Genomic DNA, 22453 nt, shown 5'->3' on the forward strand with positions numbered 1-22453 from the left:
CCATGATCGAGTGGTCCGACACCGACCTGATGGTCCGCGACGCCGTCCGGCAGTTCGTCGACAAAGAGATCCGGCCGCACCTCGACGAATTGGAGACCGGCGCAATGTCGCCGTATCCGATCGCGCGCAAGCTGTTCAGCCAGTTCGGCCTCGACGCGATGGCAGCCGAGTCGGTCAAGAAGATGCTCGACCGGGAACGGGCCAAACAAGATGGTCAAGCCGAGCCCGAAAAGCCGGACAGCGCAGGAGATTCCGGCGGTTTCGGCGGGCAGCAATCGATGGTCGCGGTGCTGGTGTCCGAGATCGCCCGGGTCAGCATCGGGTTACTGAGCACCGCATCGGTGAGCCTCGGTCTGGGGGCGGCGACCATCGCCAGCCGCGGCACCCTGGCCCAGAAGGAGCGCTGGCTGCCCGAGCTGATGACGCTGGAAAAGATTGCGGCGTGGGCGATCACCGAGCCCGACTCGGGCTCGGATGCGTTCGGTGGCATGAAGACCTACGTCAAGCGCGACGGCGAGGATTACCTCCTCAACGGGCAGAAGACGTTCATCACCAATGGGCCCTGCGCCGACGTCCTGGTCGTATACGCCAAACTCGACGACGGCTCGACCGAAGACAAGCGCAACCGCCCGGTGCTGGTGTTCGTGCTCGATGCCGGCATGCCGGGCCTGACGCAGGGCAAGCCGTTCAAGAAGATGGGCATGATGTCCTCGCCGACCGGTGAGCTGTTCTTCGACAACGTGCGGCTGAGCCCGGACCGGCTGCTCGGCGAGAGCGAGCAGCACACCGACGGCGACGGCCGCGACAGCGCCCGCGCCAACTTCGCCGCCGAGCGGATCGGCATCGCGATGATGGCGCTGGGCATCATCGACGAATGCCATCGGCTGTGCGTCGACTACGCGAAGAGCCGCACGCTGTGGGGCAAGAACATCGGGCAGTTCCAGCTGATCCAGCTGAAGCTGGCCAAGATGGAGATCGCGCGAATGAACGTGCAGAACATGGTCTTTCACACCATCGAGCGCCAACAGTCCGGAAAACCGCTGACGCTGGCCGAGGCGTCGGCGATCAAGCTGTACTCGTCGGAGGCGGCCACCGAGGTGGCGATGGAGGCCGTGCAACTGTTCGGCGGCAACGGATACATGGCCGAGTACCGGGTGGAGCAGCTGGCGCGCGACGCCAAGTCACTGATGATCTACGCCGGCAGCAACGAGCTGCAGGTCACCCACATCGCCAAGGGATTACTGGCCGACTGAGCGTCGCGAGCGTAACCGCACTGCGAAAATCGGCGCCGAGAATCGCAGCCACGTTACGCTCGCGGACGGCGCTAGGCCGTCACCCAGATCGCCCGCGCGGCAGGGCTGCCCAGGTCGACGGTCGTCTCGGCGCCGTCGCCGGATTCGATCGCCACCGAGATCATGCCGGCGAATTCGCGGCGGGTCAGGACCCGCAGCCGGGAGTCGAGATTGATGCCGACGTCGGTGAAGTAGCGCAACATCTCGGGGTCGGCGTCAGAGATGCGGGCCACCGTCCCGGCGTCCCCGTCGCCACACGCCCACAGCTGGCGCGCGGGCGGGGTGGGCACCTGCCCGTCGGAGGCCGGGATCGGGTCCCCGTGCGGGTCGCGCTGCGGGAATCCCAGCTTGGCGTCGATGCGGGCCACCAGGCGATCCGACACCGCGTGCTCGAGCACCTCGGCCTCGTCGTGCACCTCGTCCCAGGCGTAACCGAGCTCGTTGACCAGGAAGGTCTCCAGCAGCCGGTGCCGGCGCACCATCTCGAGCGCCGCCCGCCGACCGGCCTCGGTCAACGTCACCGCGCCGTACTTCTCGTGGTCGACGAGGCCCTGCTCGGCCAGTTTGCGGATCGACTCCGACGCCGTGCTGGCCGACACCCCGATCTTCTCGGCCAGCATCTTCGTGCTGACCTTATCCGGGGACCACTCCTGCGCGTTCCAGATCGCCTTGAGGTAGTCCTGGCCGACCGCAGTGAGACCGCCACGCTCTTCGTCAGCCCTCACAACGACAAAGTTTAGGCAACCCACTCCGGATCCGGCGTGTTCCCCGCCACCCCGGCGGGTGTCGCGCCCTCTCCGATCTCCCGGCCGGGCACCCGGCGCCGTAGGCTTGCGGTCGTGCAGCGGTGGCGCGGCCAAGACGAGATTCCCACGGACTGGGGCAGGTGTGTGCTCACCATCGGTGTGTTCGATGGTGTGCATCGCGGCCACGCGGAGCTGATCGCGCACGCGGTCAAGGCGGGGCGGGCGCGCAGCGTGCCGACGGTGTTGATGACGTTTGACCCGCACCCCATGGAAGTGGTCTATCCCGGCAGCCATCCGGCGCAGTTGACGACGCTGACGCGGCGTGCCGAGCTGGTCGAGGAGCTGGGCATCGACGTCTTCCTGGTGATGCCCTTCACCACCGATTTCATGAAACTCACGCCGGATCGCTACGTGCACGAGCTGCTGGTGGAGAACCTGCATGTCGTCGAGGTCGTCGTGGGGGAGAACTTCACCTTCGGCAAGAAGGCGACCGGCAACGTCGAGACCCTGCGGCGCGCCGGCGATCGATTCGGGTTCGCCGTGGAGTCGATGTCACTGCTCTCCGAGCACCACAGCAACGAGACCGTGACCTTCTCGTCGACCTATATCCGGTCCTGCGTGGACGCCGGCGACGTGGTCGCGGCGACCGAAGCGCTGGGCCGCCCGCACCGGGTCGAGGGCGTGGTGGTGCGGGGTCACGGGCGCGGCGCCGAACTGGGTTTCCCGACCGCGAACGTGGCGCCGCCGATGTACTCGGCCATCCCGGCCGACGGCGTGTACGCCGCGTGGTTCACCGTCCTCGGCCACGGCCCGGTGACCGGCACCGTCATCCCCGGCGAGCGCTATCAGGCGGCGGTCTCCGTCGGCACGAACCCGACCTTCTCGGGACGGACCCGCACCGTCGAGGCGTTCGTCCTGGACACCGACGCCGACCTGTACGGCCAGCACGTGGCCCTGGATTTCGTCGGCCGCATCCGCGGGCAGCACAAGTTCGACTCCATCGAGGAACTCGTCGTGGCGATGGGCAAGGACACCGACCGGGCCCGGGCCCTGCTGTCCGCGGGGTAACGCGCGGCGAGTGACCGCGGCGAGCGGAAGCCTCGGCGTTTGCGCCCCGCGGTCGCACCGCTGCTAAACTGCCGGACGACATCGGCGCGTGCTGCGGTTCGCGGTGGCCGCGCCTTCAACATTTATTTTTCGCGGACCGATTGATGGAGATAGTTTCGTGGCGCTGACAGCCGAGCAGAAAAAAGAAATCCTGGGCACCTACGGCCTGCATGACACCGACACCGGCTCCCCGGAGGCCCAGGTCGCGCTGCTGACCAAGCGGATCGCCGACCTGACCGAGCACCTCAAGGTGCACAAGCACGACCACCACTCGCGGCGCGGGCTGCTGCTGCTGGTCGGACGCCGGCGTCGGCTGCTCAAATACGTCGCCCAGATCGACGTGGCGCGCTACCGCTCGCTGGTCGAGCGCCTCGGCCTGCGCCGCTGACGCCGGGGCGTCAGCCCCCCGTCATCCCGAGCGATACTGGCGACCTGCGGTCGCCCGTGTAGAGTGAGGACGTTCTGGGCCGGTTCGGCCCGAACAAACGGTGCGGTCACGCAGATCCGCGTGTGCCGTTCCAGCGTGTCACTACGCACCTTCGAGGGAGCAGCCCAGTCTGCATCGGGCGGTCTTCGGTAGTGGCTGCCGGGCTCTCCGGATCTGGGGCTTCTCGGCCGCTTCGATCGATGGCCGTAGCCGTATTCAGACTGGCTCTTCGGGATAGCTCCCAGGGTGACTCGCAGGCCCGGACGGGCCCTGCGGACCCTCTCCAGGTTGCGCGTGACGACGCGAAACAGCCGAATAAGAGAGGCCGTACGGACGTCTATGTCTGTCGCTGAAATTGAAGAGGGCGTGTTCGAGGCGACCGCCACCATCGACAACGGGAGCTTCGGCACCCGCACCATCCGTTTCGAGACCGGCCGGTTGGCCCAACAGGCCGCCGGGGCCGTGGTCGCGTACCTGGATGACGAAAACATGCTGTTGTCGGCGACCACCGCCAGCAAGAGCCCCAAGGAGCACTTCGACTTCTTCCCGCTGACCGTCGACGTCGAGGAGCGGATGTACGCCGCCGGCCGCATCCCCGGCTCCTTCTTCCGTCGCGAGGGGCGTCCCTCCACCGACGCGATCCTGACCTGCCGGCTCATCGACCGCCCGCTGCGCCCGTCGTTCGTCTCCGGGCTGCGCAACGAGATCCAGGTCGTGGTCACGGTCATGAGCCTGGATCCCAACGACCTCTACGACGTGCTGGCGATCAACGCCGCCTCGGCGTCCACCCAGCTGAGCGGCCTGCCGTTCTCGGGTCCGATCGGCGGTGTGCGGGTCGCGCTCATCGACGGCACCTGGGTCGCGTTCCCGACCGTCGAGCAGCTCGAGCGGGCCGTGTTCGACATGGTGGTGGCCGGCCGCAAGGTCGACGGCTCCAGTGGTCCCGATGTCGCGATCATGATGGTCGAGGCCGAGGCCACCGACAAGGTCATCGAGCTCGTCGAGGGCGGCGCCCAGGCGCCGACGGAAACCGTTGTGGCCGAAGGACTTGAGGCCGCCAAGCCGTTCATCGCGGCGCTGTGCACCGCGCAGGAGGAGCTGGCCGGGGCCGCCGCCAAGCCCGTCGGCGAGTACCCGACGTTCCCGGATTACCAGGAAGACGTCTACTACTCGGTCGCCTCGGTGGCCACCGACGAGCTGGCCAAGGCGCTGACGATCGGCGGCAAGGCCGAGCGCGACGCGCGCACCGATGAGCTCAAGGCCGAGGTGCTGGAGCGGTTGGCCGACACCTACGAGGGCCGCGAGAAGGAGGTCAGCGCCGCATACCGGTCACTGACCAAGAAGCTGGTGCGCCAGCGCATCCTGACCGACCACTTCCGCATCGACGGCCGCGGCATCACCGACATCCGCGCGCTCTCGGCCGAGGTCGCCGTGGTGCCGCGGGCGCACGGCAGCGCACTGTTCCAGCGCGGTGAGACCCAGATCCTGGGTGTGACCACGCTCGACATGGTCAAGATGGCCCAGCAGATCGACTCGCTGGGACCGGAAACCTCGAAACGCTACATGCACCACTACAACTTCCCGCCGTACTCCACCGGCGAGACCGGCCGCGTGGGCTCGCCCAAGCGGCGCGAGATCGGGCACGGTGCGCTCGCCGAGCGCGCCCTGATCCCGGTGCTGCCCGGCGTCGAGGACTTCCCCTACGCCATCCGCCAGGTCTCCGAGGCGCTGGGCTCCAACGGCTCCACGTCGATGGGGTCGGTCTGCGCGTCCACCCTGTCGCTGCTGAATGCCGGTGTGCCGCTGAAGGCTCCGGTGGCCGGCATCGCGATGGGCCTGGTCTCCGACGACGTGGAGATCGACGGTAAAACCGAGCGCCGCTTCGTCACCCTGACCGACATCCTGGGCGCCGAGGACGCGTTCGGCGACATGGACTTCAAGTGCGCCGGCACCAAGGACTTCGTCACCGCGCTGCAGCTGGACACCAAGCTCGACGGCATCCCGTCGCAGGTGCTGGCGGGTGCTTTGGGCCAGGCCAAGGATGCGCGCCTGACGATCCTCGAGGTCATGGCCGAGGCGATCGACGCGCCCGACGAGATGAGCCCGTACGCCCCGCGGGTCACCACCATCAAGGTTCCGGTGGACAAGATCGGTGAGGTCATCGGCCCCAAGGGCAAGGTCATCAACGGCATCACCGAGGAGACCGGCGCGCAGATCTCCATCGAGGACGACGGCACCGTGTTCGTCGGCGCCACCGACGGGCCCTCGGCACAGGCCGCGATCGACCGGATCAACGCCATCGCGAACCCGCAGCTGCCGACGGTCGGCGAACGCTTCCTCGGAACCGTTGTCAAGACAACGGATTTCGGTGCGTTCGTGTCGCTGCTGCCGGGCCGCGACGGCCTGGTGCACATCTCCAAGCTCGGCAAGGGCAAGCGCATCGCGAAGGTCGAGGACGTGGTGAACGTCGGCGACAAACTGCGCGTCGAGATCGCCGACATCGACAAGCGCGGCAAGATCTCGCTGGTACTGGTGGAGGACGACAACTCGGCTCCCGCCGACGCCCCGGCGGCCGCCCCTGCCGATGCCGCGAGCTGATTCCCGAAAGCGAGCAGCTGACCCCGCGCTGCGGCAGGGCAACCACACCGCCGCGGCGGACCCCGAACCGCAAGCCGCACTGCGCCGCACCACGCTGCCCGGCGGCTTGCGGGTGGTCACCGAATACCTGCCCGCGGTGCGTTCCGCCTCGGTCGGGGTATGGGTCGGTGTCGGCTCGCGCGACGAGGGTGCCACCGTGGCCGGGGCGGCTCACTTCCTCGAGCACCTGCTGTTCAAGTCGACCCCCAGCCGTACCGCGGTGGACATCGCCCAGGCGATGGACGCCGTCGGGGGGGAGCTGAACGCGTTCACCGCCAAGGAGCACACCTGTTACTACGCGCACGTGCTCGACACCGACCTGGCGCTGGCGGTCGACCTGGTCGCCGATGTGGTGCTCAACGGCCGCTGCGCCGCCGAGGACGTTGAACTGGAGCGCGACGTCGTCCTCGAAGAGATCGCGATGCGCGACGACGACCCCGAGGACGCATTGGGCGACATGTTCCTGGGCGCGTTGTTCGGAGACCACCCGGTGGGCCGGCCGGTCATCGGCACCGCGCAGTCGGTGACGTCGATGACGCGAAGCCAGCTGCACTCGTTTCACATCCGGCGCTACACGCCCGAACGCATGGTGGTGGCGGTGGCCGGCAACGTCGACCATGACGAGGTGGTCGCGCTGGTGCGCGAGCACTTCGGCCCGCACCTGGTCCGCGGACGCGAGCCCACCGCGCCGCGCAAGGGGGCCGGGCGCGTCGGCGGGCATCCCGCGTTGACGCTGGGCAACCGGGACGCCGAGCAGACGCACGTGTCGCTGGGTGTGCGCACGCCCGGCCGCGGCTGGCAGCACCGCTGGGCGCTGTCGGTGCTGAACACCGCGCTGGGCGGCGGCCTGAGCTCTCGGCTGTTCCAGGAGGTGCGCGAGCTGCGTGGGCTGGCCTACTCGGTGTACTCCACGGTGGACATCTTCGCCGACAGCGGCGCGCTGTCCGTGTACGCCGCCTGCCAGCCCGAACGTTTCGCCGAGGTCATGGGTGTGACCGACAAGGTCCTCGAGTCCGTGGCCCGCGACGGCATCACCGAGTCGGAATGCCGGATCGCCAAGGGATCGCTGCGTGGCGGTCTGGTCCTCGGCCTGGAAGATTCGGGCTCGCGGATGAGTCGCCTGGGCCGCAGCGAGCTCAACTACGGCAAGCACCGCAGCATCGAGCACACTCTGCGGCAGATCGACCAGGTCACCGTCGAGGAGGTCAACGCGGTCGCCCGCCGGCTGCTCGGGCAGCGCTACGGCGCCGCGGTTCTCGGTCCCTATGCGACCAAACGATCACTGCCCCAACAACTTCGGGCGATGGTAAGTTAACTTCGATGGTACTGGGCTTTTGGGACATCGTGGTGCCCATCGTGGGCGCCCCGATGGCCGGCGGGCCCGGGACGCCAGCGTTGGCCGCAGCGGTATCCAACGCCGGCGGGCTCGGCTTCGTCCCCGGCGGGTACCTCAGCGCCGAGCAGTTCGCCGACGACATCGCCGCGGCGCGCAAGGCCACCACCGGCCCGCTGGGGGTGAATCTGTTTGTGCCCCAGCCCAGTGTGGCCGACTGGGTGGCCCTGGACTACTACGCGGCCGAACTCGAGGAGATCGCCGAGCACTACCAAGTGGAGGTCGGTCACCCGCATTACGGCGACGACGACGGGTGGGAGCAGAAGCTTGAGGTGGTGGCCGACGTCCGGCCCGAGTTGGTGTCGTTCACGTTCGGTGTCCCGCCGCCCGACGTGATTCGGCGGCTCGGCGCGCTGGGCCTGCTGGTGATGGTCACGGTGACGTCGGCGTATGAGGCGGGGGTGGCCGTCGCGGCCGGGGCGGACAGCCTGGTGGTCCAGGGTCCCGCCGCGGGCGGGCATCGAGGCACGTTCGCGCCCGACATGGAACCCGCCAACGAGTCGCTGCACCAGCTCATCGACCGCATCCGCAACGCCCATGACGTCCCGATCATCGCCGCGGGCGGGCTGGGCACCCCCGACGAAATCGGGGCCGCCTTGCGCAGGGGAGCGGTGGCCGCGCAGGTCGGCACCGCGCTGCTGCTCGCCGACGAGGCCGGCACCAACCCCGCGCACCGCACCGCCTTGAAGAATCCACTGTTCGCGACCACCGTTGTGACGCGGGCATTTTCGGGCCGGTATGCGCGTGGGCTGGAAAACGACTTCACCCGCATGCTCGACCACGTGGCGCCGCTGGGCTATCCCGAGGTCAACCAGATGACCTCGCCCATCCGGGAGGCCGCCGCCGCGATCGAGGACCCGAACGGGATACCGCTGTGGGCGGGGGCGGCGTTCAAGCACGCCAGCGCCGGGCCCGCGGCCGACATCATCGCGGGCCTCGCCGCCACCCCTTAGCCGAGCACGCCGGCGGGGTCGGTGAACGGCAGGCCGAGATCGGCGGCCACCTGTTCGGACAGCAGCGCGCCATCGTGCGTCGAAAGCCCTTTGCCCAGAGCGGGATCCGAGCCGCACGCTGCCCGCCAGCCGCGGTCGGCGAGCGCGAGCACATAAGGCATGGTCGCGTTCGTCAGCGCCACCGTCGACGTCTTGGGCACCGCGCTGGGCATGTTGGCCACGCAGTAGAACACCGTGTCGTGCACGGCGAAGGTCGGGTCGTCGTGCGTGGTCGGCCGCGAGTCCTCGAAGCAGCCCCCCTGGTCGATCGAGATGTCCACCAGCACCGCACCCGGCTTCATCTGCGCGACAAGGGAATTAGAGACCAGACTGGGGGCCTTCCCGCCGGGGCGCAGCACGGCGCCGATGACCAGGTCGGCGCGCTTGACGGTGCCCTCCAAGTCGTAGGCCGACGAGTACCGGGTGCGGACCTGCCCGCTGAACTCGGCGTCGAGCAGCCGAAGCTTGTTGATGTTGACGTCGAGAACTGAGACCATCGCCCCCATCCCGCCGGCGACGCGAGCGGCGTTGTAGCCGGCCGTGCCCGCCCCGATCACCACGACGTCGGCCGGTTTGACGCCCGGTACGCCGCCCATCAGCACGCCGCGCCCGCCGTGGGTGCGCATCAGGTGATACGCCCCCACCTGAGCGGACAGCCTGCCGGCCACCTCGCTCATCGGTGCCAGCAACGGCAGTGTGCCGTCGGCGGTTTGGACCGTCTCGTAGGCGATCGACGTCGTCCCGGACACCAACAGCGCGTCGGTGCACGCACGCGACGCGGCCAGATGTAGGTAGGTGAACAGAATCTGGTTGCGCCGCAACAGCTCATACTCGGCCGGCACCGGTTCTTTGACCTTGAGCAGCAGGTCGGCGTCGGCCCAAACCTGTTCCGCCGTATCGGCGAGTTGGGCGCCCGCCGCCTTGAACTCGGGGTCGGTGATCGACGAGCCCTCGCCGGCACCGGACTGGACGAGCACGTCGTGTCCGCGGCGGACCAACTCGGCGACGCCGGCGGGGGTGATGGCCACGCGAAACTCGTTGGTCTTGGTCTCGGTCGGTACGCCGACTCGCATGATCGCCCCTCGTTTGCCCATTCACCTTCAAGTGTGAAGAAACTTTGCAGGGGCCGCAATCGATGTGAATCGCGCCGCGTGCTGGCTATGATCGGCGGATGACCGACCCGTGCGTTTCGGCTACCGTGCAGATCGATGCCCGCCCCGACGTGGTGTACCGGCTCATCACCGACCTGCCCACGCTGGCGTCGCTGGCCGAGGAGGCGGTGGCGATGGAGTGGCGCAAGGGTGACGCGGTCAGCCCCGGCGCGGTGTTCACCGGCCACAACGAAAACGGCGGCCGGCGCTGGAGCACCAAATGCACGGTCACCGACGCGGAACCGGGCCGCCGCTTCGCCTTCGACGTCACCCACACCATCCTGCCGATTGCCCGCTGGCAGTACGACATCGTCGCGGCCGACCGCGGATGCGAGGTCACCGAAAGCACCTGGGACCGCAGGCCCGGGTGGTTCCGCAAGCTCGCCGGCAAGGCCACCGGGGTCAGCGATCGGATGGCCGCCAACACCGAGCACATCCACCTCACCCTGCAGCGCCTCAAACAGCGCGCCGAAACCGAGTAGCACAAGGGCCGCGGGAGTTCTGCCATGACGCCACGCGATCCCGCCGTAGCCGTCGTCGGGGCCGGCATGTCCGGGCTGTGCGTCGCAATCGCGTTGCTGCGCAGCGGTATTACCGATGTGACCATCTTCGAGAAGGCCGACGAGGTGGGCGGCACCTGGCGGGACAACACCTATCCGGGCCTGACGTGCGACATACCGTCACGGGTTTATCAATACACGTTCGCCACCAACCCGCACTGGACGCGCCTGTTCTCGCCCGGCGGCGAAATCCAGGACTACTTCCGGGAAATCGCGGACCGATTCGCCCTGCGGGACCGCATCCGGTTCGGCACCGAAATCACCGACGCCCGTTTCGAGAACGGCCGCTGGTCGCTGCGCACCGCCGCCGGGGCCGAGCACGCGGCGGACTTCCTGATCACGGCCACCGGCGTGTTGCACCATCCCCGGATGCCGTCGATCGCCGGCCTGGACGACTTCGGCGGACACGTCTTTCACTCGGCCCGCTTTGACCATTCCGTCGAGCTGCGCGGCCGCCGGATCGCGATCGTCGGCAACGGATCGACGGGCGTACAGCTCGTCTGCGGGCTGGCCGGCGTGGCGGGCAGGGTCATGCTGTTCCAGCGCACGGCGCAATGGGTGCTCAAGCTGCCCAATCCCCGCTACACCCGGTTCACCGGCATCACCCGCAACAGATTTCCCTGGCTCGATCGGATGGCGTATCGGGGCTACAGCGTCGTCTTCGACCTCTTCGCGGTGGGCCTGACCAAGCCCGGCGTGCGCCGAAAGATGATGGGAGCTTTGTGCCGCGCCAGTCTCCGCGAGGTCCGCGACCCCGCGCTGCGCCGGGCGCTGACGCCCGACTACACGCCGATGTGCAAGCGGCTGGTCATGTCGGGTGGCTTCTACCGCGCGATGCAGCGCGACGACGTCGACCTGGTCACCGCCGGCATCGACCACGTGGAGCGGCGCGGCATCGTGACCGACGACGGTGTCCTGCACGACGTGGACGTCATCGTGCTCGCCACCGGATTCGACACCCACGCGTTCTTCCGGCCGATGCGGCTGATCGGCCGGGACGGCGTCGCCGCCGACGACGTGTGGCGCGATGGGCCGCGGGCATACCAGACCGTCGCGATGCCGGGCTTCCCCAACTTCTTCATGATGCTGGGGCCGCACAGCCCGGTGGGAAACCTGGCGCTGACGACCGTCGCCGAATCGCAGGCCGATCACATCCTGCGGTGGATCCAGCGCTGGCGCCGAGGTGAATTCGACACCGTCGAGCCGACGCCTACGGCCACCGACAGCTACAACGCGGGGCTGCGGGCCGCGATGCCGAACACGGTGTGGACCACCGGTTGTGACAGCTGGTATCTCGACAAAGACGGTGTGCCCGAGGTTTGGCCGTTCACACCGGCCGCACATCGCGCCATGCTGGCCAACACCGATCCGGGATCCTACGACTTGCGCCAGCGCGCGCCCACGCCCTGAGCGCGCGCTCACACAAAACCCGGTACCGCCGGTTTCGCATACTTGGGTTGCGCCACTATACTGGCAGCGCGCGGCGTCCGAAACGCCGAGGTAGGGGGCAATAATGCTGACCGTCGACGACCAGGCAGCGGGTCCGCACGACGCGTCGCTCGACCACGAACGACTGGTCCTCGAGGCGCGCGACGTGCACTTCGACTGGGCGGCGTTGCCGTTCCACTACGTGCCCGGCGAGCCGTTTTCCACCCACGTCCTCAACGTGCTGCACCTGCTGCTGCCCGCCGGCGAGGAGTTCTTCGTCGACGTGTTCAAGAAGACCCTGCCGCTGATCAAAGACGATCAGCTGCGGCTGGACGTCCAGGGGTTCATCGGGCAGGAGGCGGTGCATTCCCAGGCGCACGCCGGCGTGCTCGCCCACTTCGCCGCGCGGGACATCGATCTGACCCCCTACACCGGCCAGATCAAGTGGCTGTTCGACAAGCTGCTCGGGCCCCGGCCCCAGTGGAGCGAGCGCCGCCAGCAGAGCTGGCTGCTCGAGCAGGTGTCTGTGGTCTCCGCCATCGAGCACTACACCGCCATCTTGGGCGAGTGGATTCTGAATTCGCCGGCGCACGACGCGATCGGCACCGATCCGGTGATGCTGGACATGCTGCGCTGGCACGGCGCCGAGGAAGTCGAACACAAGGCGGTGGCCTTCGACACCATGAAGCACCTGCAAGCCGGCTACTGGCGGCAGGTCCGTGCGCAGCTGGTCGTGTCGCCGGCCATGCTGCTGTTGTGGATTCGCGGCGTGCGGTTCATGTACTCGCTGGATCCCTGTCTGCCGCCGCGCAGCAAGCCGCGCTGGCGGGACTACTTCGCCGCGGCGCGCCGCGGTCTGGTGCCCGGGCCGCTGCGCTTCGTACGGGCGATCGGGAACTACTACCGGCCGGGCTTTCACCCGTCGCAGCTCGGCGGCCTCGGGCTGGCCGTGGACTACCTGGCCGTCTCACCCGCAGCGCGGGCCTCGCACTAACCATGGTCACCACTACGAGCCTCACCGCCAGCGACGGCGTCACGCTGGCCGTGCACCGCTACACCGACATCGACCCGGCGCGCCCGACCCTCCTGGCGATTCACGGCTTCCCGGACAACCACCATGTCTGGGACGGTGTGGCCGGGGAGCTGGCCGGCCGACCCTATAATTTCGTCGCCTACGACGTGCGCGGTGCGGGTGAATCGTCTTCTCCCGCAGAGCGTTCCGGGTACTCGTTTGCACAGCTGGTCTCCGACATCGATACGGTGATCGACAGTCTGGGCGTCGAGCGGGCGCACCTGCTGGGCCACGACTGGGGCTCGATCCAGGCGTGGGCGGCGGTCACCGACGCCTCGGTGATGCCCAAGGTGGCGTCGTTCACCTCGATCTCGGGCCCGCACCTGCAGTACGCGGGGGCGTTTCTCCGATCCGCGCGCACGCCGCGGGCCGTGGCCCAGGTCGCCAGGCAGCTGGTCTCGTCGGGCTACATCGGTTTCTTCTTGTGCCCGGGGGTGCCGGAGCTGTCGTTTCGTTCGCGCGTCGGTGTGAGAGTCGTGGAGGCCTTTGAGCGCATCGGCCGCTCGAGCACCCGCAGCCAGCGCCACGAAACGCACCGGTCGGTCGGCGACTACGTCAACGGGCTCAACTTGTACCGGCAGAACATGCCCGCGCCCATGCTGGCCCCGGGGCCGCAGCTCCCGACGACCACCGTCGCCGTGCAGACCCTCGTTCCGCGACGGGACGTCTTCGTGACGCCCGCGCTGCAGCGCTTCGCCGGCGCAATTCCCAACGGCGCCAGGGTGCTTGCGATCGAGGGCGGGCACTGGGTGGTGACGTCGCGTCCCGACGTCGTCGCCCGGCTTACCGCCGAGTGGGTCGATCGGACCGTCGCCGGCCCGTCCGCGACCGGGGCGGCCGAAGTGCGCGGCGAACGGCGGGAGGTGCGCGGCAAGCTCGCCCTGGTCACCGGCGCCGGCGCCGGGATCGGCCGGGCGACCGCGGTGGAACTGGCCCGGCGCGGCGCCCGCAAGGTCGTGCTGGCCGACCGCGATCGGGCCGCCGCCGATGAGACCGCCGACGCGGTCCGCGCCGCGTGCGCCGAGGCCGCGGTCTACCAGGTCGACGTCAGCGACGAGGCCGCGATGAATGACCTTGCGGCTCAGGTGCTTAACGAGCACGGGGTGGTCGACATCCTGGTGAACAACGCCGGCATCGGGATGGCGGGCCGGTTTCTGGAGACCAGCTCGGCGAATTGGGAAGACATCATGGGGGTCAACGTCGGTGGCGTGATCTCCGGCAGCCGGACGTTCGGTGCGCAGATGGTCGAGCGCGGCGAGGGCGGAACGATCATCAACGTGGCCTCGGCGGCGGCCTACCTGCCGTCGAAATCGATGGTCGCCTACAGCACCACCAAGGCGGCCGTGCTGGCGCTCAGCGAATCACTGCGCGCCGACTTCGCCGACGAGGGCATCAGCGTCACCGCGGTGTGCCCCGGCTTCGTCAACACCAACATCGCCAAGAGCACGATCTACGCCGGGATGAGCGCGGACCAGCAGGAGCGGGCGCGGGGCAATGCAGATGCCGCCTACCGTCGCCGCAACTTCACCCCCGAGGCCACCGCCAAAGCGATCGTGAAGGCCGTCAAGACCGGACCGGCCGTGCTGCCGATCGCGCCCGAATCCAGGATCGGCTACGCGATGCGACGCATCAGCCCGGGGGCGGTTCGACTGTTCGCGCGCTTGGACATTCGGCAGGCGTAGGGGGACCGGTGCCGGAAAGCATCTGGGCCAGCAGGCCCGCCGACCTGTACGGCCGGCGTACCCACGACCGCTTCGGGTCATTGCTGTGGGGCGTCCGGGCGGTGTTCGAGGGATTCGCCACGGTGTCGCGCTGGGAGCCCTCGCGGGTGAAACCGGTGCGGCGCAAGCTGACCGCGGTCGTGACCGAGCGCGAGCTCGTCGCGCCCGACGTGGTCGCCCTGATGTTGGCCGACCCCGACGGCGGGCTGCTTCCCTCCTGGACGCCCGGCGGGCACATCGACGTCCTGTTACCCTCGGGCCGGCGGCGGCAGTACTCGTTGTGCGGTCCGCCCGGCCGGCGCACCGAGTACCGCATCGCGGTGCGCCGGATCGCCGACGGGGGCGGCGGATCCATCGAGATGCACGAGGCTTTCGGCGTGGGCGACACGTGTGAGTTCGAGGGCCCGCGCAATGCGTTCTACCTCGGTACGGCCGAGCGCGACGTGTTGTTCGTCATCGGCGGCATCGGGGTGACCCCCATCCTGCCGATGATCCGCGCCGCCGCGCAGCGCGGGATCGATTGGCGCGCAATCTATACCGGACGCAGCCGCGAATACATGCCGCTGCTCGACGAGGTGGTATCGGTAGCCCCGGACCGGGTGACGGTGTGGGCCGACGACGAGCACGGCCGCTTCCCGGCCGTGGCGGAGTTGCTGGCCGGCGCCGGGCCGGCCACCGCCGTCTACGTGTGCGGGCCCAGCGCCATGCTCGAGGCCGTCCGGGTCGCCCGCGACCAACATGCCGGCGCGCCACTGCATTACGAGCGGTTCAGCCCGGCGCCGATCGTCGACGGGGTTCCGTTTGAACTCGAGCTCGCGCGATCGGGGCAGGTGCTCGCGGTGCCGGCCAACCGCACGGCGCTGGATGTCATGCTCGACCGCGACCCGACCACTCCCTACTCGTGCCGACAGGGGTTCTGCGGCACCTGCCGGGTCAAAGTGCTTGCCGGGCAGGTGGATCACCGCGGCCAGGCCGCGGCGGGTGACGACGGCATGCTGGTGTGCGTGTCGCGGGCGGACGGCGAGCGAATCGTCGTCGACGCCTGACCCGGCGGCCTACATCCGCGACTGCTCCAGGTAGGAGGCCAGCGCGTTGGTCAGGCCCCTGCGTGCCATGTCGAGGTCGGCGTAGGAGCCCAGTTGACGTTCGGACACCAGGCCGCGCATCGCGCCGGGAATCAGGGCGGCCACCTCGCGGACCCGGTCCGGGTCGACGGCCAAACCGGCGAACGCGTGCTGGCAGGTCTCCAGCCAGCTCTTGCCCCAGGAGAACAGCTCGGCGGCCGTGCGCGGGTAGTGCCGTTCGAGCTCGTCGGGATCGCGCGGTAGCGCGGCCCGCAGGTTTTCGATCGCGCGCGAATCCGCCGATGCCAGGCCGCTGTAGAGGGTTTCGATGATGGCGCCGACGCGTTCGCGCAGCGGGGCGTCCGGCGAGATGGGTGTCGACAGCGTCGAGAACGTCGCGGCGCGGCGCTCGGCGGTGCGGTGCAGCACCGCGGCCCAGAACCCGTCGGTGTCGCCGAACTGGTACTGCACCGCGCCCCAGGTCGCGCCGATGTCCTTGGCGATGCGGTTGGCCGACACCGAGCCCGGTTCGCCGGAGGCCAGGGAGCGCAGCGCGGCCTCGAGCATGCTTTCGCGAGTCGCGTGTCCACGCCGGTTCGGGCGCCGGCCCGCGATCCCAGCTCCGCTGCTCTGACTCGTCATTGGGTGATCTTATCCACTCGGACCGGGCGCGAGGAGGAGTTTCATAGAGGGTACTTTGATTTCTTGTCGTCGCGGCTTATATTCGTACCCGAGGGAGGACAGCTGATATGGCAGGGCTCGATGGCTAAGCCGCCGTTGTCGATGAAGCCGACCGGTTGGTTCCAGGTCGCCTGGTCCGACGAGATCGGCGTCGGCGACGTGCACAAGATGAAGTACTTCGACTCCGAGATGGTCGCCTGGCGCGCGGAATCGGGTCAGCTCACGGTGATGAACGCCTACTGCGAGCACCTCGGGGCGCACCTGGGGTACGGCGGCAAGGTGGTCGGCGAGGTGCTGCAGTGCCCGTTCCACGGCTGGCAGTGGAGCGCCGAGGGCCGCAACGTCTGCATCCCGTACCAGGACCGACCGAATCGCGGCCGGCGCATGCGCACCTACCCGGTGGTGGAACGCAACGCGTCGGTCTACATCTGGCACGACGTACAGCGCCGCGAACCGTACTTCGACCCGCCGGATGTGTTCGCCGCCTTCGACGACGGCAGCAGTGCCGACGACTACTACCCGCAGCAGCGGCTGTACCGCGAGACCCTGGAAATGCATCCGCAGTACGTGCTGGAAAACGGGGTGGACTTCGCGCACTTCAAATACGTGCACAACACCCCGATTGTGCCGGTGTTCACCCGCCACGACTTCGCCGAGCCGGTGTCCTATGTCGACTTCACCATCACCTTCGAAGGCGACGACGGGCAGAAGATCGAGGACGTCAACAGCGGTGTGCAGGCCATCAACGGCGGTTTGGGGATCGCGGTGACCAAGAGCTGGGGGATGATCGACAACCGCACCATCTCGGCGATCACCCCGGTGGACGAGCGCACCTCCGACGTCCGGTTCATGGTCTACATCGGACGAACGCCCGCCCCCGACGCGGCCCGCGCCGAACTCAAGGCGACCGAATTCGCCCACGAAGTGATCCGCCAGTTCACCCAGGACATCGACATCTGGCAGCACCAACGGTATTCGGATCCACCCGCACTGGCCACCGACGAGTACGAGGGTTTCACGGCAATTCGCCAGTGGGCCAAGCAGTTCTATCCCGATGGTATCGGCGGCAGCGCCGCCGAAGTCTACGCAGCGTCGCAGAAAGGCTGAATCGACATGAATGCACCGATCCGCGTCTTTCAGGTCGGAAGCGGTAACGTCGGCTCGGAGATGATCAGGCGGATCGCGACCCAGCCGGACCTGGAACTCATTGGCGTGCACGCCTATTCGACCGAGAAGGTCGGCAAGGACACCGGAGAGTTCGCCGGCGTGGGTGCCAACGGGGTGAAATTCACCGGGACCATCGAGGAGATCATCGCCGCCAAGCCGGACGTGCTGACCTTCCACGGCGTGTTTCCCGACGAGGATCTTTACGTCGAGGTGCTCGAGGCGGGAATCGACATCGTCACCACCGCGGACTGGATCACCGGCTGGCATCGCGACACCAACCACCCGCACCCGTCGGGCAAACCGGTGAGCCAGCTGCTGGCGGAGGCCGCTGAGAAAGGCGGGGCGACCTTCTACGGCACCGGGATGAACCCGGGGCTCAACCAGATCCTGGGCGTGGTGTGCTCGGCCGACGTGGCCGACATCGAGAACATCACCACCATCGAGTCGGTCGACGTGTCGTGCCACCACTCCAAGGACACCTGGATCGAGGTGGGATACGGCCAGCCGGTCGACGATCCGGAGATCCCGTCGAAGCTCGAGAAGTACACCCGCGTCTTCGCCGACAGCGTGTACATGATGGCCGACTGCTTCGACCTCACGCTCGACGAGGTCAAGTTCAGCTACGAGCTGGGGGCGTGCACCAAGGACGTCGACCTGGGCTGGTACACGCTGCCCAAGGGCTCGCTGGGCGGCAACTACATCAAGTACCAGGGCATGGTCGACGGCGTGCCGCGCGTCGAGACGCACCTGGAATGGCAGATGACCCCGCACACCGATCCCAGCTGGAACATCAAGGGCTGCTACATCACCCAGATCAAGGGCGATCCGTGCATTTACAACAAGCACATGATCTTTCCCAAGCCCGGCGTGGACCTGTCCAACCCGGACAGCTTCGCCTCGATCGGCATGACCGTCACCGGCATGCCCGCCCTCGCCGCGATCAAGTCGGTGATCGCGGCGCCGCCGGGGCTCATCACCAGCGCCGACCTGCCGCTGCGCGGCTTCGCCGGGCGGTTCAAGAAGTAGGCCGGGTCAGGGCCCGGCGCGGTCGCCGATGCCGCGTTCGGGGTGGTGATAGTCGTTGGTGCGGATCCCGCGGTCCAACCGCGGCGGCGGTATCCACTCGGTGTCGCCGCTGGGATTCTTCCTTGTCCGCCAGCCCTTTTCGACCAGCTTGTGGTGCGGCGCGCAGGCGAAGGTGAGGTTGTCGGCATCGGTCGCGCCGCCGGCCGCCCATTCGTTCAGATGATGCACCTCGCACCAATAGCCGGGCGCATCGCAGCCGGGATGGGTGCAGCCGCGGTCGTGCGCGTAAAGAACGACGCGCTGATCCGGTGAGGCGATACGCCGCGACCGGCCGAGATACAGTGGGCGGCTTGAGTGCTCGTCGAACACGGCGAGATAGTGATAGGCGTGGCGGCCCATCCGGATCACGTCGCGCATCGGTAGCAGCGTTCCGCCACCGGTCACCGCCCACCCGGTGCCCGCCGTCAGTTCCCTCAGCGTGGTCGACGCGATCACAGCCACCGGCAGGCCGTTGTGCCGGCCGAGTTTCGGATCGCCCAGTTGGCCGCGCACCAGCGCGTTGAGCGCGTCGTGCTGGCGTTGGGACAGACTGCGCGTATCTCGGCGTGCGCACTCGTCATCGGGTTCGCCCTCGACACAAGGCGTTTCATCGTCCGGATTGCACATCCCGGGCGCCGCGAAGTGGGACAGCCACGCGTCGAAGTTGGCGCGCAGCTCCGGGGAGGCGATCACTTTTCCGATGCTCATCCCGTCGGCGCGCTGGCCGCACCAGATGAAGCCGCGCTGGGCGGCGCGGTCGGAGTCGGAGAATTTTCCGTCCGGGTTGATCGACAGCGCGTAGCGGTTTGCGGCCCGCTGCAACTGATCGGGACGTAACTTCTGCGCCTGTTCGGCCAGGAATCGCTCGGCGGTGTCCACCTTGTCCACGGGTGTGGACTTCGGAAGGTCGCGCACAAACCCTTGGATCACCCGCAGGTGCTGGCCGTCGAGCAGGCCGTCGCGCCACGCCACGGCGGTCGCGGGCAGCTCGGGCGGCAACTCCTGGCCGGTGAGGGTCAGTCGCGCCGACAGCTGGTTGGCGTCGCGCACCCGACGGGACGCCTCGGCGCAGCTGATCCGCAGCCAGTCGGCGACCACCTTGTGCACCGGGCCGCCGATGGCGGCGGGGTCCTCTTTTGCCAGGCCCGCGATCACGTCGTGGCTGACCGCGATCTGTCGCCGGCGTGAGGCCTCCAAGCGTTCAAGCACGCGCAGCCGGACGGCGGGGTCCCACAGATCGAAGTTCAGCCCGCGGATCGCCGCGTCGGCGGCGTCGAGCGCGCCCAGGGCGGAGGCGACCTCCTCCGGAACCTCGATCGAATGCATGTTCGAATTTTATGGCGCAGTGCCGCCGCAGGAAATGGGCAACGGCGACAACTGTGGATAAACCCCGGACTGTGGACAACTTGCCCCGGTCTAGGGTGAAGCCCATGCGAGTGGGAGTGCTGGGAGCCAAGGGAAAAGTCGGATCAACGATGGTGGCCGCCGTGCAGGCCGCCGAGGATTTGACGCTGTCCGCCGAGGTGGACGCCGGTGACCCGCTGAGCCTGCTGACCGACGGCACCACCGAGGCGGTCATCGACTTCACCCACCCCGACGTGGTGATGGGCAACCTGGAGTTCCTCATCGGCAACGGAATTCACGCCGTCGTCGGCACCACGGGCTTCACCGCCGAGCGGCTGCAGCAGGTGCAGGCCTGGCTGGCCGACAACCCAAAAACATCGGTCCTGATCGCGCCCAACTTCGCCATCGGGGCGGTGCTCTCGATGCACTTCGCCAAGCAGGCGGCGCCCTTCTTCGACTCGGCCGAGGTGATCGAGCTGCACCACCCGCACAAGGCCGACGCCCCGTCCGGCACCGCGACCCGCACCGCCAAACTGATCGCCGAGTCACGAAAAGGCTTGCCGCCCAACCCCGATGCCACCAGCACCAGCCTGCCGGGCGCACGGGGAGCCGACGTCGACGGCATCCCGGTGCACTCGGTGCGCCTGGCCGGTCTGGTCGCACATCAGGAGATCCTGTTCGGCACCGAGGGGGAGACGCTGAGCATCCGCCACGACAGCATCGACCGGACCTCGTTCGTCCCCGGGGTGCTGCTGGCGGTGCGGCGCATCAAGGAACACCCCGGCCTCACGGTGGGCCTGGAGCCCCTGCTCAACCTGCAATGACCAAAGCGCTGCGCACCCAATTGCTCGTCGCCTTCATGTGCGTCGCGCTGTTGGTGTACTTCGCGCTGCTGGGCCGCGTGGCCGTGGCGATGATCGCCTCCGGCCGGGCCGCCGCCGTCGGCCTCGGACTGGCGGTGCTGATCATGCCCGTCATCGGGCTGTGGGCGATGGTCGCGACCCTGCGCGCCGGGTTCGCGCACCAGCGGCTCGCGCGCCTGATCGCCGCCGACGGAATGGAACTGGACACCAGCGCGCTGCCGCGCCGGCCGTCGGGCCGCATCCAGCGCGACGCCGCCGACGCGCTGTTCGCCACGGTGCGCACCGAGGTGGAAGACCACCCCGACGACTGGCGGCGCTGGTACCGGCTGGCCCGCGCCTACGACTACGCAGGGGATCGCCGCCGCGCCCGCGAAGCCATGAAGACCGCCGTCGATTTGCAAGGTCACCCATGAGCAAGGTCACCCATGAGTAAGACGCTGCTGATCGTGCACCACACGCCGTCGCCGCACACGCACGAGATGTTTGAGGCGGTCGTCTCCGGCGCGACCGACCCCGAGATCGAGGGCGTGGAGGTGCTGCGCCGCCCGGCGCTGACGGTCTCGCCGGCCGAGATGCTGGGCGCCGACGGTTACCTGCTGGGCAGCCCGGCGAACCTCGGGTACATCTCGGGCGCCCTCAAGCACGCGTTCGACTGCTCCTACTACCAGCTGCTCGACTCCACCCGCGGGAGGCCGTTCGGGCTGTACCTGCACGGCAACGAGGGCACCGAGGGTGCCGAGCGCGCGGTCGACACCATTACGACCGGGCTGGGGTGGTCGAAACACGCTGAGACGGTGGTGGTTTCGGGCAAGCCTGACAAGGAGCAACTGCAGGCATGCTGGGAGCTCGGGGCGACGGTCGCGGCCCAGTTGATGGAGTGACGGTCGCCTACGCGTAGGTCGGCTTGAACGCGTCGGCCGGCTGGGCCAGGGCCAGCGCCGAGCTGCTGCCGATCGGGCCCTGCCGGTCGAACAGGGTGGCCGCCCCGGTGGCGACGCCGTCCGCGCCGTAGTGACTCTGGGCGGCCAGGCCGAGGAATTCGCCGTCGGGCAGCCGGCTCGCGGTGACGGTGTAGTCGGCGTTGATGTAGCGCAATCCGCCGGTGCCCCAATGGGTGAGCGAACTCGTGATGTCACCGACGAACGCCAGGCGGGTAAACGGGGTGAGCGGATGGCCCTGCACCATCGGCCGAAAGAGCCTGGCCCATGCGAACTTCTGGGATTCGGCCTGCTCCCACTCGCCGGCGGCGATGCCCGGGCTGCCGTCGCGGGTGGCCCCGTAGCCCCAGATGAGAAACGGCATCTCGACCGGGAAGCCGTCCGAGGACGTCGGGAGCGGCGGCATCTGAACCTGGGCGGACCACACCTGGCCGTCGGGGTGATCGCCGCGCCGCAGGAACAGCGCGCTGGCGCGCGCCACCACCGTGCCGTTTTGGACCAGCTCGCCGTCGACCAGCTTGATGCGCCGACCCTCCCGTAGGACCGACGTCCGGATCTGCACCGGCAACATCAGCGCCGGGCGTAACAGGTCGACGGTGAACCGGGCGGGCTGCAGGTCCGGGTCGACGCCGGATTGCTCTATGCCCCAACCCAACAGGCCGCCGACGATCTGGCCGCCCATGGCCGCGCCCCACGGCCCTTGCGTCATCGTGCCCGGAACATAGGAGTCGCCGTCTACAGTGAAAAATGCCTCGGGCATGATGGCGGAATCGATCGTCACCGCTATCACGATAGGACACCGGAT

Annotated in this window: 21 protein-coding genes; 16 read left to right on the forward strand and 5 right to left on the reverse strand. The window is 68.4% G+C overall.

The window, feature by feature from the left end; genetic code table 11:
• The first annotated feature begins 2 nt into the window (after positions 1-2).
• Positions 3-1253, forward strand: a complete 1251-nt coding sequence (locus tag ACZ50Z_RS03760; RefSeq protein ID WP_464482327.1) for an acyl-CoA dehydrogenase family protein — start codon at positions 3-5, stop codon at positions 1251-1253.
• A 71-nt stretch (positions 1254-1324) separates the two neighbouring features.
• Here the strand turns inward: ACZ50Z_RS03760 and mntR are convergent, their stop codons facing one another.
• On the reverse strand, positions 1325-2017 hold the full coding sequence (gene mntR, locus ACZ50Z_RS03765) for a manganese-binding transcriptional regulator MntR (protein ID WP_464482328.1): 693 nt from the start codon (positions 2015-2017) through the stop codon (positions 1325-1327).
• A gap of 114 nt (positions 2018-2131) precedes the next feature.
• Here mntR and ACZ50Z_RS03770 point away from each other — a divergent pair, with 114 nt between their 5' ends.
• From ACZ50Z_RS03770 to ACZ50Z_RS03790, 5 genes are all read left to right on the forward strand, one after another.
• Entirely contained in the window at positions 2132-3106 is a 975-nt protein-coding gene (locus tag ACZ50Z_RS03770; protein ID WP_464482329.1) for a bifunctional riboflavin kinase/FAD synthetase, read from the forward strand.
• A gap of 157 nt (positions 3107-3263) precedes the next feature.
• Entirely contained in the window at positions 3264-3533 is a 270-nt protein-coding gene (rpsO, locus tag ACZ50Z_RS03775; RefSeq protein ID WP_066950523.1) for a 30S ribosomal protein S15, read from the forward strand.
• Positions 3534-3911: 378 nt separating this feature from the next.
• Entirely contained in the window at positions 3912-6170 is a 2259-nt protein-coding gene (locus ACZ50Z_RS03780; protein ID WP_464482330.1) for a polyribonucleotide nucleotidyltransferase, read from the forward strand.
• Positions 6157-7524 carry a M16 family metallopeptidase gene (locus ACZ50Z_RS03785; RefSeq protein ID WP_464482331.1) on the forward strand — a complete coding sequence of 456 codons (1368 nt, stop codon included), beginning with the start codon at positions 6157-6159 and terminating at the stop codon, positions 7522-7524. Before ACZ50Z_RS03780 ends, ACZ50Z_RS03785 begins: the two co-directional genes overlap by 14 nt.
• Positions 7525-7529: 5 nt before the next feature.
• Positions 7530-8555 (forward strand): nitronate monooxygenase, encoded by a 1026-nt coding sequence (locus ACZ50Z_RS03790; RefSeq protein ID WP_464482332.1) that lies wholly within the window; start codon positions 7530-7532, stop codon positions 8553-8555.
• Here the strand turns inward: ACZ50Z_RS03790 and ald are convergent.
• Positions 8552-9667, reverse strand: coding sequence for an alanine dehydrogenase (ald, locus tag ACZ50Z_RS03795; RefSeq protein WP_464482333.1), 1116 nt, complete (start codon positions 9665-9667; stop codon positions 8552-8554). The genes ACZ50Z_RS03790 and ald overlap by 4 nt on opposite strands.
• A gap of 98 nt (positions 9668-9765) precedes the next feature.
• Here ald and ACZ50Z_RS03800 point away from each other — a divergent pair, with 98 nt between their 5' ends.
• The 5 genes from ACZ50Z_RS03800 to ACZ50Z_RS03820 all read left to right on the forward strand — a co-directional run bounded on the left by ACZ50Z_RS03800 (position 9766) and on the right by ACZ50Z_RS03820 (position 15572).
• Complete coding sequence (locus ACZ50Z_RS03800; protein ID WP_464482334.1) at positions 9766-10227, forward strand: SRPBCC family protein; 462 nt, start codon at positions 9766-9768, stop codon at positions 10225-10227.
• Between the two features lie 24 nt (positions 10228-10251).
• Positions 10252-11715, forward strand: coding sequence for a flavin-containing monooxygenase (locus ACZ50Z_RS03805; RefSeq protein WP_464482335.1), 1464 nt, complete (start codon positions 10252-10254; stop codon positions 11713-11715).
• Positions 11716-11818: 103 nt separating this feature from the next.
• Complete coding sequence (locus ACZ50Z_RS03810; protein WP_464482336.1) at positions 11819-12727, forward strand: metal-dependent hydrolase; 909 nt, start codon at positions 11819-11821, stop codon at positions 12725-12727.
• A gap of 2 nt (positions 12728-12729) precedes the next feature.
• Complete coding sequence (locus tag ACZ50Z_RS03815; RefSeq protein ID WP_464482337.1) at positions 12730-14487, forward strand: SDR family oxidoreductase; 1758 nt, start codon at positions 12730-12732, stop codon at positions 14485-14487.
• An 8-nt stretch (positions 14488-14495) separates the two neighbouring features.
• Complete coding sequence (locus ACZ50Z_RS03820; protein ID WP_464482338.1) at positions 14496-15572, forward strand: PDR/VanB family oxidoreductase; 1077 nt, start codon at positions 14496-14498, stop codon at positions 15570-15572.
• Between the two features lie 9 nt (positions 15573-15581).
• Here ACZ50Z_RS03820 and ACZ50Z_RS03825 read toward each other — a convergent pair whose 3' ends face one another.
• Positions 15582-16157: a TetR/AcrR family transcriptional regulator gene (locus ACZ50Z_RS03825; RefSeq protein ID WP_464486076.1), complete on the reverse strand. Its 576-nt coding sequence runs from the start codon at positions 16155-16157 to the stop codon at positions 15582-15584.
• Between the two features lie 195 nt (positions 16158-16352).
• Between ACZ50Z_RS03825 and ACZ50Z_RS03830 the strand changes: the two genes are divergently transcribed.
• Together ACZ50Z_RS03830 and ACZ50Z_RS03835 are read left to right on the forward strand one after the other, a co-directional pair.
• Positions 16353-17378, forward strand: a complete 1026-nt coding sequence (locus ACZ50Z_RS03830; RefSeq protein ID WP_464482339.1) for a Rieske 2Fe-2S domain-containing protein — start codon at positions 16353-16355, stop codon at positions 17376-17378.
• A gap of 6 nt (positions 17379-17384) precedes the next feature.
• A complete protein-coding gene (locus tag ACZ50Z_RS03835; protein ID WP_464482340.1) occupies positions 17385-18464 on the forward strand; it encodes an NAD(P)H-dependent amine dehydrogenase family protein in 1080 nt (359 codons plus the stop codon).
• A gap of 6 nt (positions 18465-18470) precedes the next feature.
• On the opposite strand, the gene ACZ50Z_RS03840 is transcribed toward ACZ50Z_RS03835, so the two are convergent.
• Positions 18471-19829: an HNH endonuclease signature motif containing protein gene (locus ACZ50Z_RS03840; RefSeq protein WP_464482341.1), complete on the reverse strand. Its 1359-nt coding sequence runs from the start codon at positions 19827-19829 to the stop codon at positions 18471-18473.
• A gap of 104 nt (positions 19830-19933) precedes the next feature.
• Between ACZ50Z_RS03840 and dapB the strand changes: the two genes are divergently transcribed.
• The 3 genes from dapB to ACZ50Z_RS03855 are packed head-to-tail and all read left to right on the forward strand — an operon-like array spanning position 19934 to position 21591.
• The gene (dapB, locus tag ACZ50Z_RS03845; RefSeq protein ID WP_464482342.1) at positions 19934-20671 is read left to right on the forward strand and encodes a 4-hydroxy-tetrahydrodipicolinate reductase; all 738 of its coding nucleotides are present in this window, start codon (positions 19934-19936) and stop codon (positions 20669-20671) included.
• Positions 20668-21123: a hypothetical protein gene (locus ACZ50Z_RS03850; protein WP_464482343.1), complete on the forward strand. Its 456-nt coding sequence runs from the start codon at positions 20668-20670 to the stop codon at positions 21121-21123. Before dapB ends, ACZ50Z_RS03850 begins: the two co-directional genes overlap by 4 nt.
• A gap of 12 nt (positions 21124-21135) precedes the next feature.
• Positions 21136-21591 (forward strand): flavodoxin family protein, encoded by a 456-nt coding sequence (locus ACZ50Z_RS03855; RefSeq protein ID WP_464482344.1) that lies wholly within the window; start codon positions 21136-21138, stop codon positions 21589-21591.
• A 7-nt stretch (positions 21592-21598) separates the two neighbouring features.
• On the opposite strand, the gene ACZ50Z_RS03860 is transcribed toward ACZ50Z_RS03855, so the two are convergent.
• Positions 21599-22429, reverse strand: a complete 831-nt coding sequence (locus ACZ50Z_RS03860) for a thioesterase family protein (protein WP_464482345.1) — start codon at positions 22427-22429, stop codon at positions 21599-21601.
• Positions 22430-22453 lie beyond the last annotated feature (24 nt).

Source organism: Mycobacterium sp. NTMscope_MAC_269 (assembly GCF_976985695.1).

Coding starts and splice junctions, on each gene's coding strand:
- ACZ50Z_RS03790 (WP_464482332.1), top strand. CDS start 7,530: ATGGTACTGGGCTTTTGGGACATCGTGGTGCCCATCGTGGGCGCCCCG.
- dapB (WP_464482342.1), top strand. CDS start 19,934: ATGCGAGTGGGAGTGCTGGGAGCCAAGGGAAAAGTCGGATCAACGATG.
- ACZ50Z_RS03830 (WP_464482339.1), top strand. CDS start 16,353: ATGGCTAAGCCGCCGTTGTCGATGAAGCCGACCGGTTGGTTCCAGGTC.
- ACZ50Z_RS03855 (WP_464482344.1), top strand. CDS start 21,136: ATGAGTAAGACGCTGCTGATCGTGCACCACACGCCGTCGCCGCACACG.
- ACZ50Z_RS03800 (WP_464482334.1), top strand. CDS start 9,766: ATGACCGACCCGTGCGTTTCGGCTACCGTGCAGATCGATGCCCGCCCC.
- ACZ50Z_RS03815 (WP_464482337.1), top strand. CDS start 12,730: ATGGTCACCACTACGAGCCTCACCGCCAGCGACGGCGTCACGCTGGCC.
- ACZ50Z_RS03805 (WP_464482335.1), top strand. CDS start 10,252: ATGACGCCACGCGATCCCGCCGTAGCCGTCGTCGGGGCCGGCATGTCC.
- ACZ50Z_RS03840 (WP_464482341.1), bottom strand. CDS start 19,829: ATGCATTCGATCGAGGTTCCGGAGGAGGTCGCCTCCGCCCTGGGCGCG.
- ACZ50Z_RS03850 (WP_464482343.1), top strand. CDS start 20,668: ATGACCAAAGCGCTGCGCACCCAATTGCTCGTCGCCTTCATGTGCGTC.
- ACZ50Z_RS03810 (WP_464482336.1), top strand. CDS start 11,819: ATGCTGACCGTCGACGACCAGGCAGCGGGTCCGCACGACGCGTCGCTC.
- ACZ50Z_RS03780 (WP_464482330.1), top strand. CDS start 3,912: ATGTCTGTCGCTGAAATTGAAGAGGGCGTGTTCGAGGCGACCGCCACC.
- ACZ50Z_RS03760 (WP_464482327.1), top strand. CDS start 3: ATGATCGAGTGGTCCGACACCGACCTGATGGTCCGCGACGCCGTCCGG.
- ACZ50Z_RS03785 (WP_464482331.1), top strand. CDS start 6,157: ATGCCGCGAGCTGATTCCCGAAAGCGAGCAGCTGACCCCGCGCTGCGG.
- ACZ50Z_RS03825 (WP_464486076.1), bottom strand. CDS start 16,157: ATGCTCGAGGCCGCGCTGCGCTCCCTGGCCTCCGGCGAACCGGGCTCG.
- ald (WP_464482333.1), bottom strand. CDS start 9,667: ATGCGAGTCGGCGTACCGACCGAGACCAAGACCAACGAGTTTCGCGTG.
- ACZ50Z_RS03835 (WP_464482340.1), top strand. CDS start 17,385: ATGAATGCACCGATCCGCGTCTTTCAGGTCGGAAGCGGTAACGTCGGC.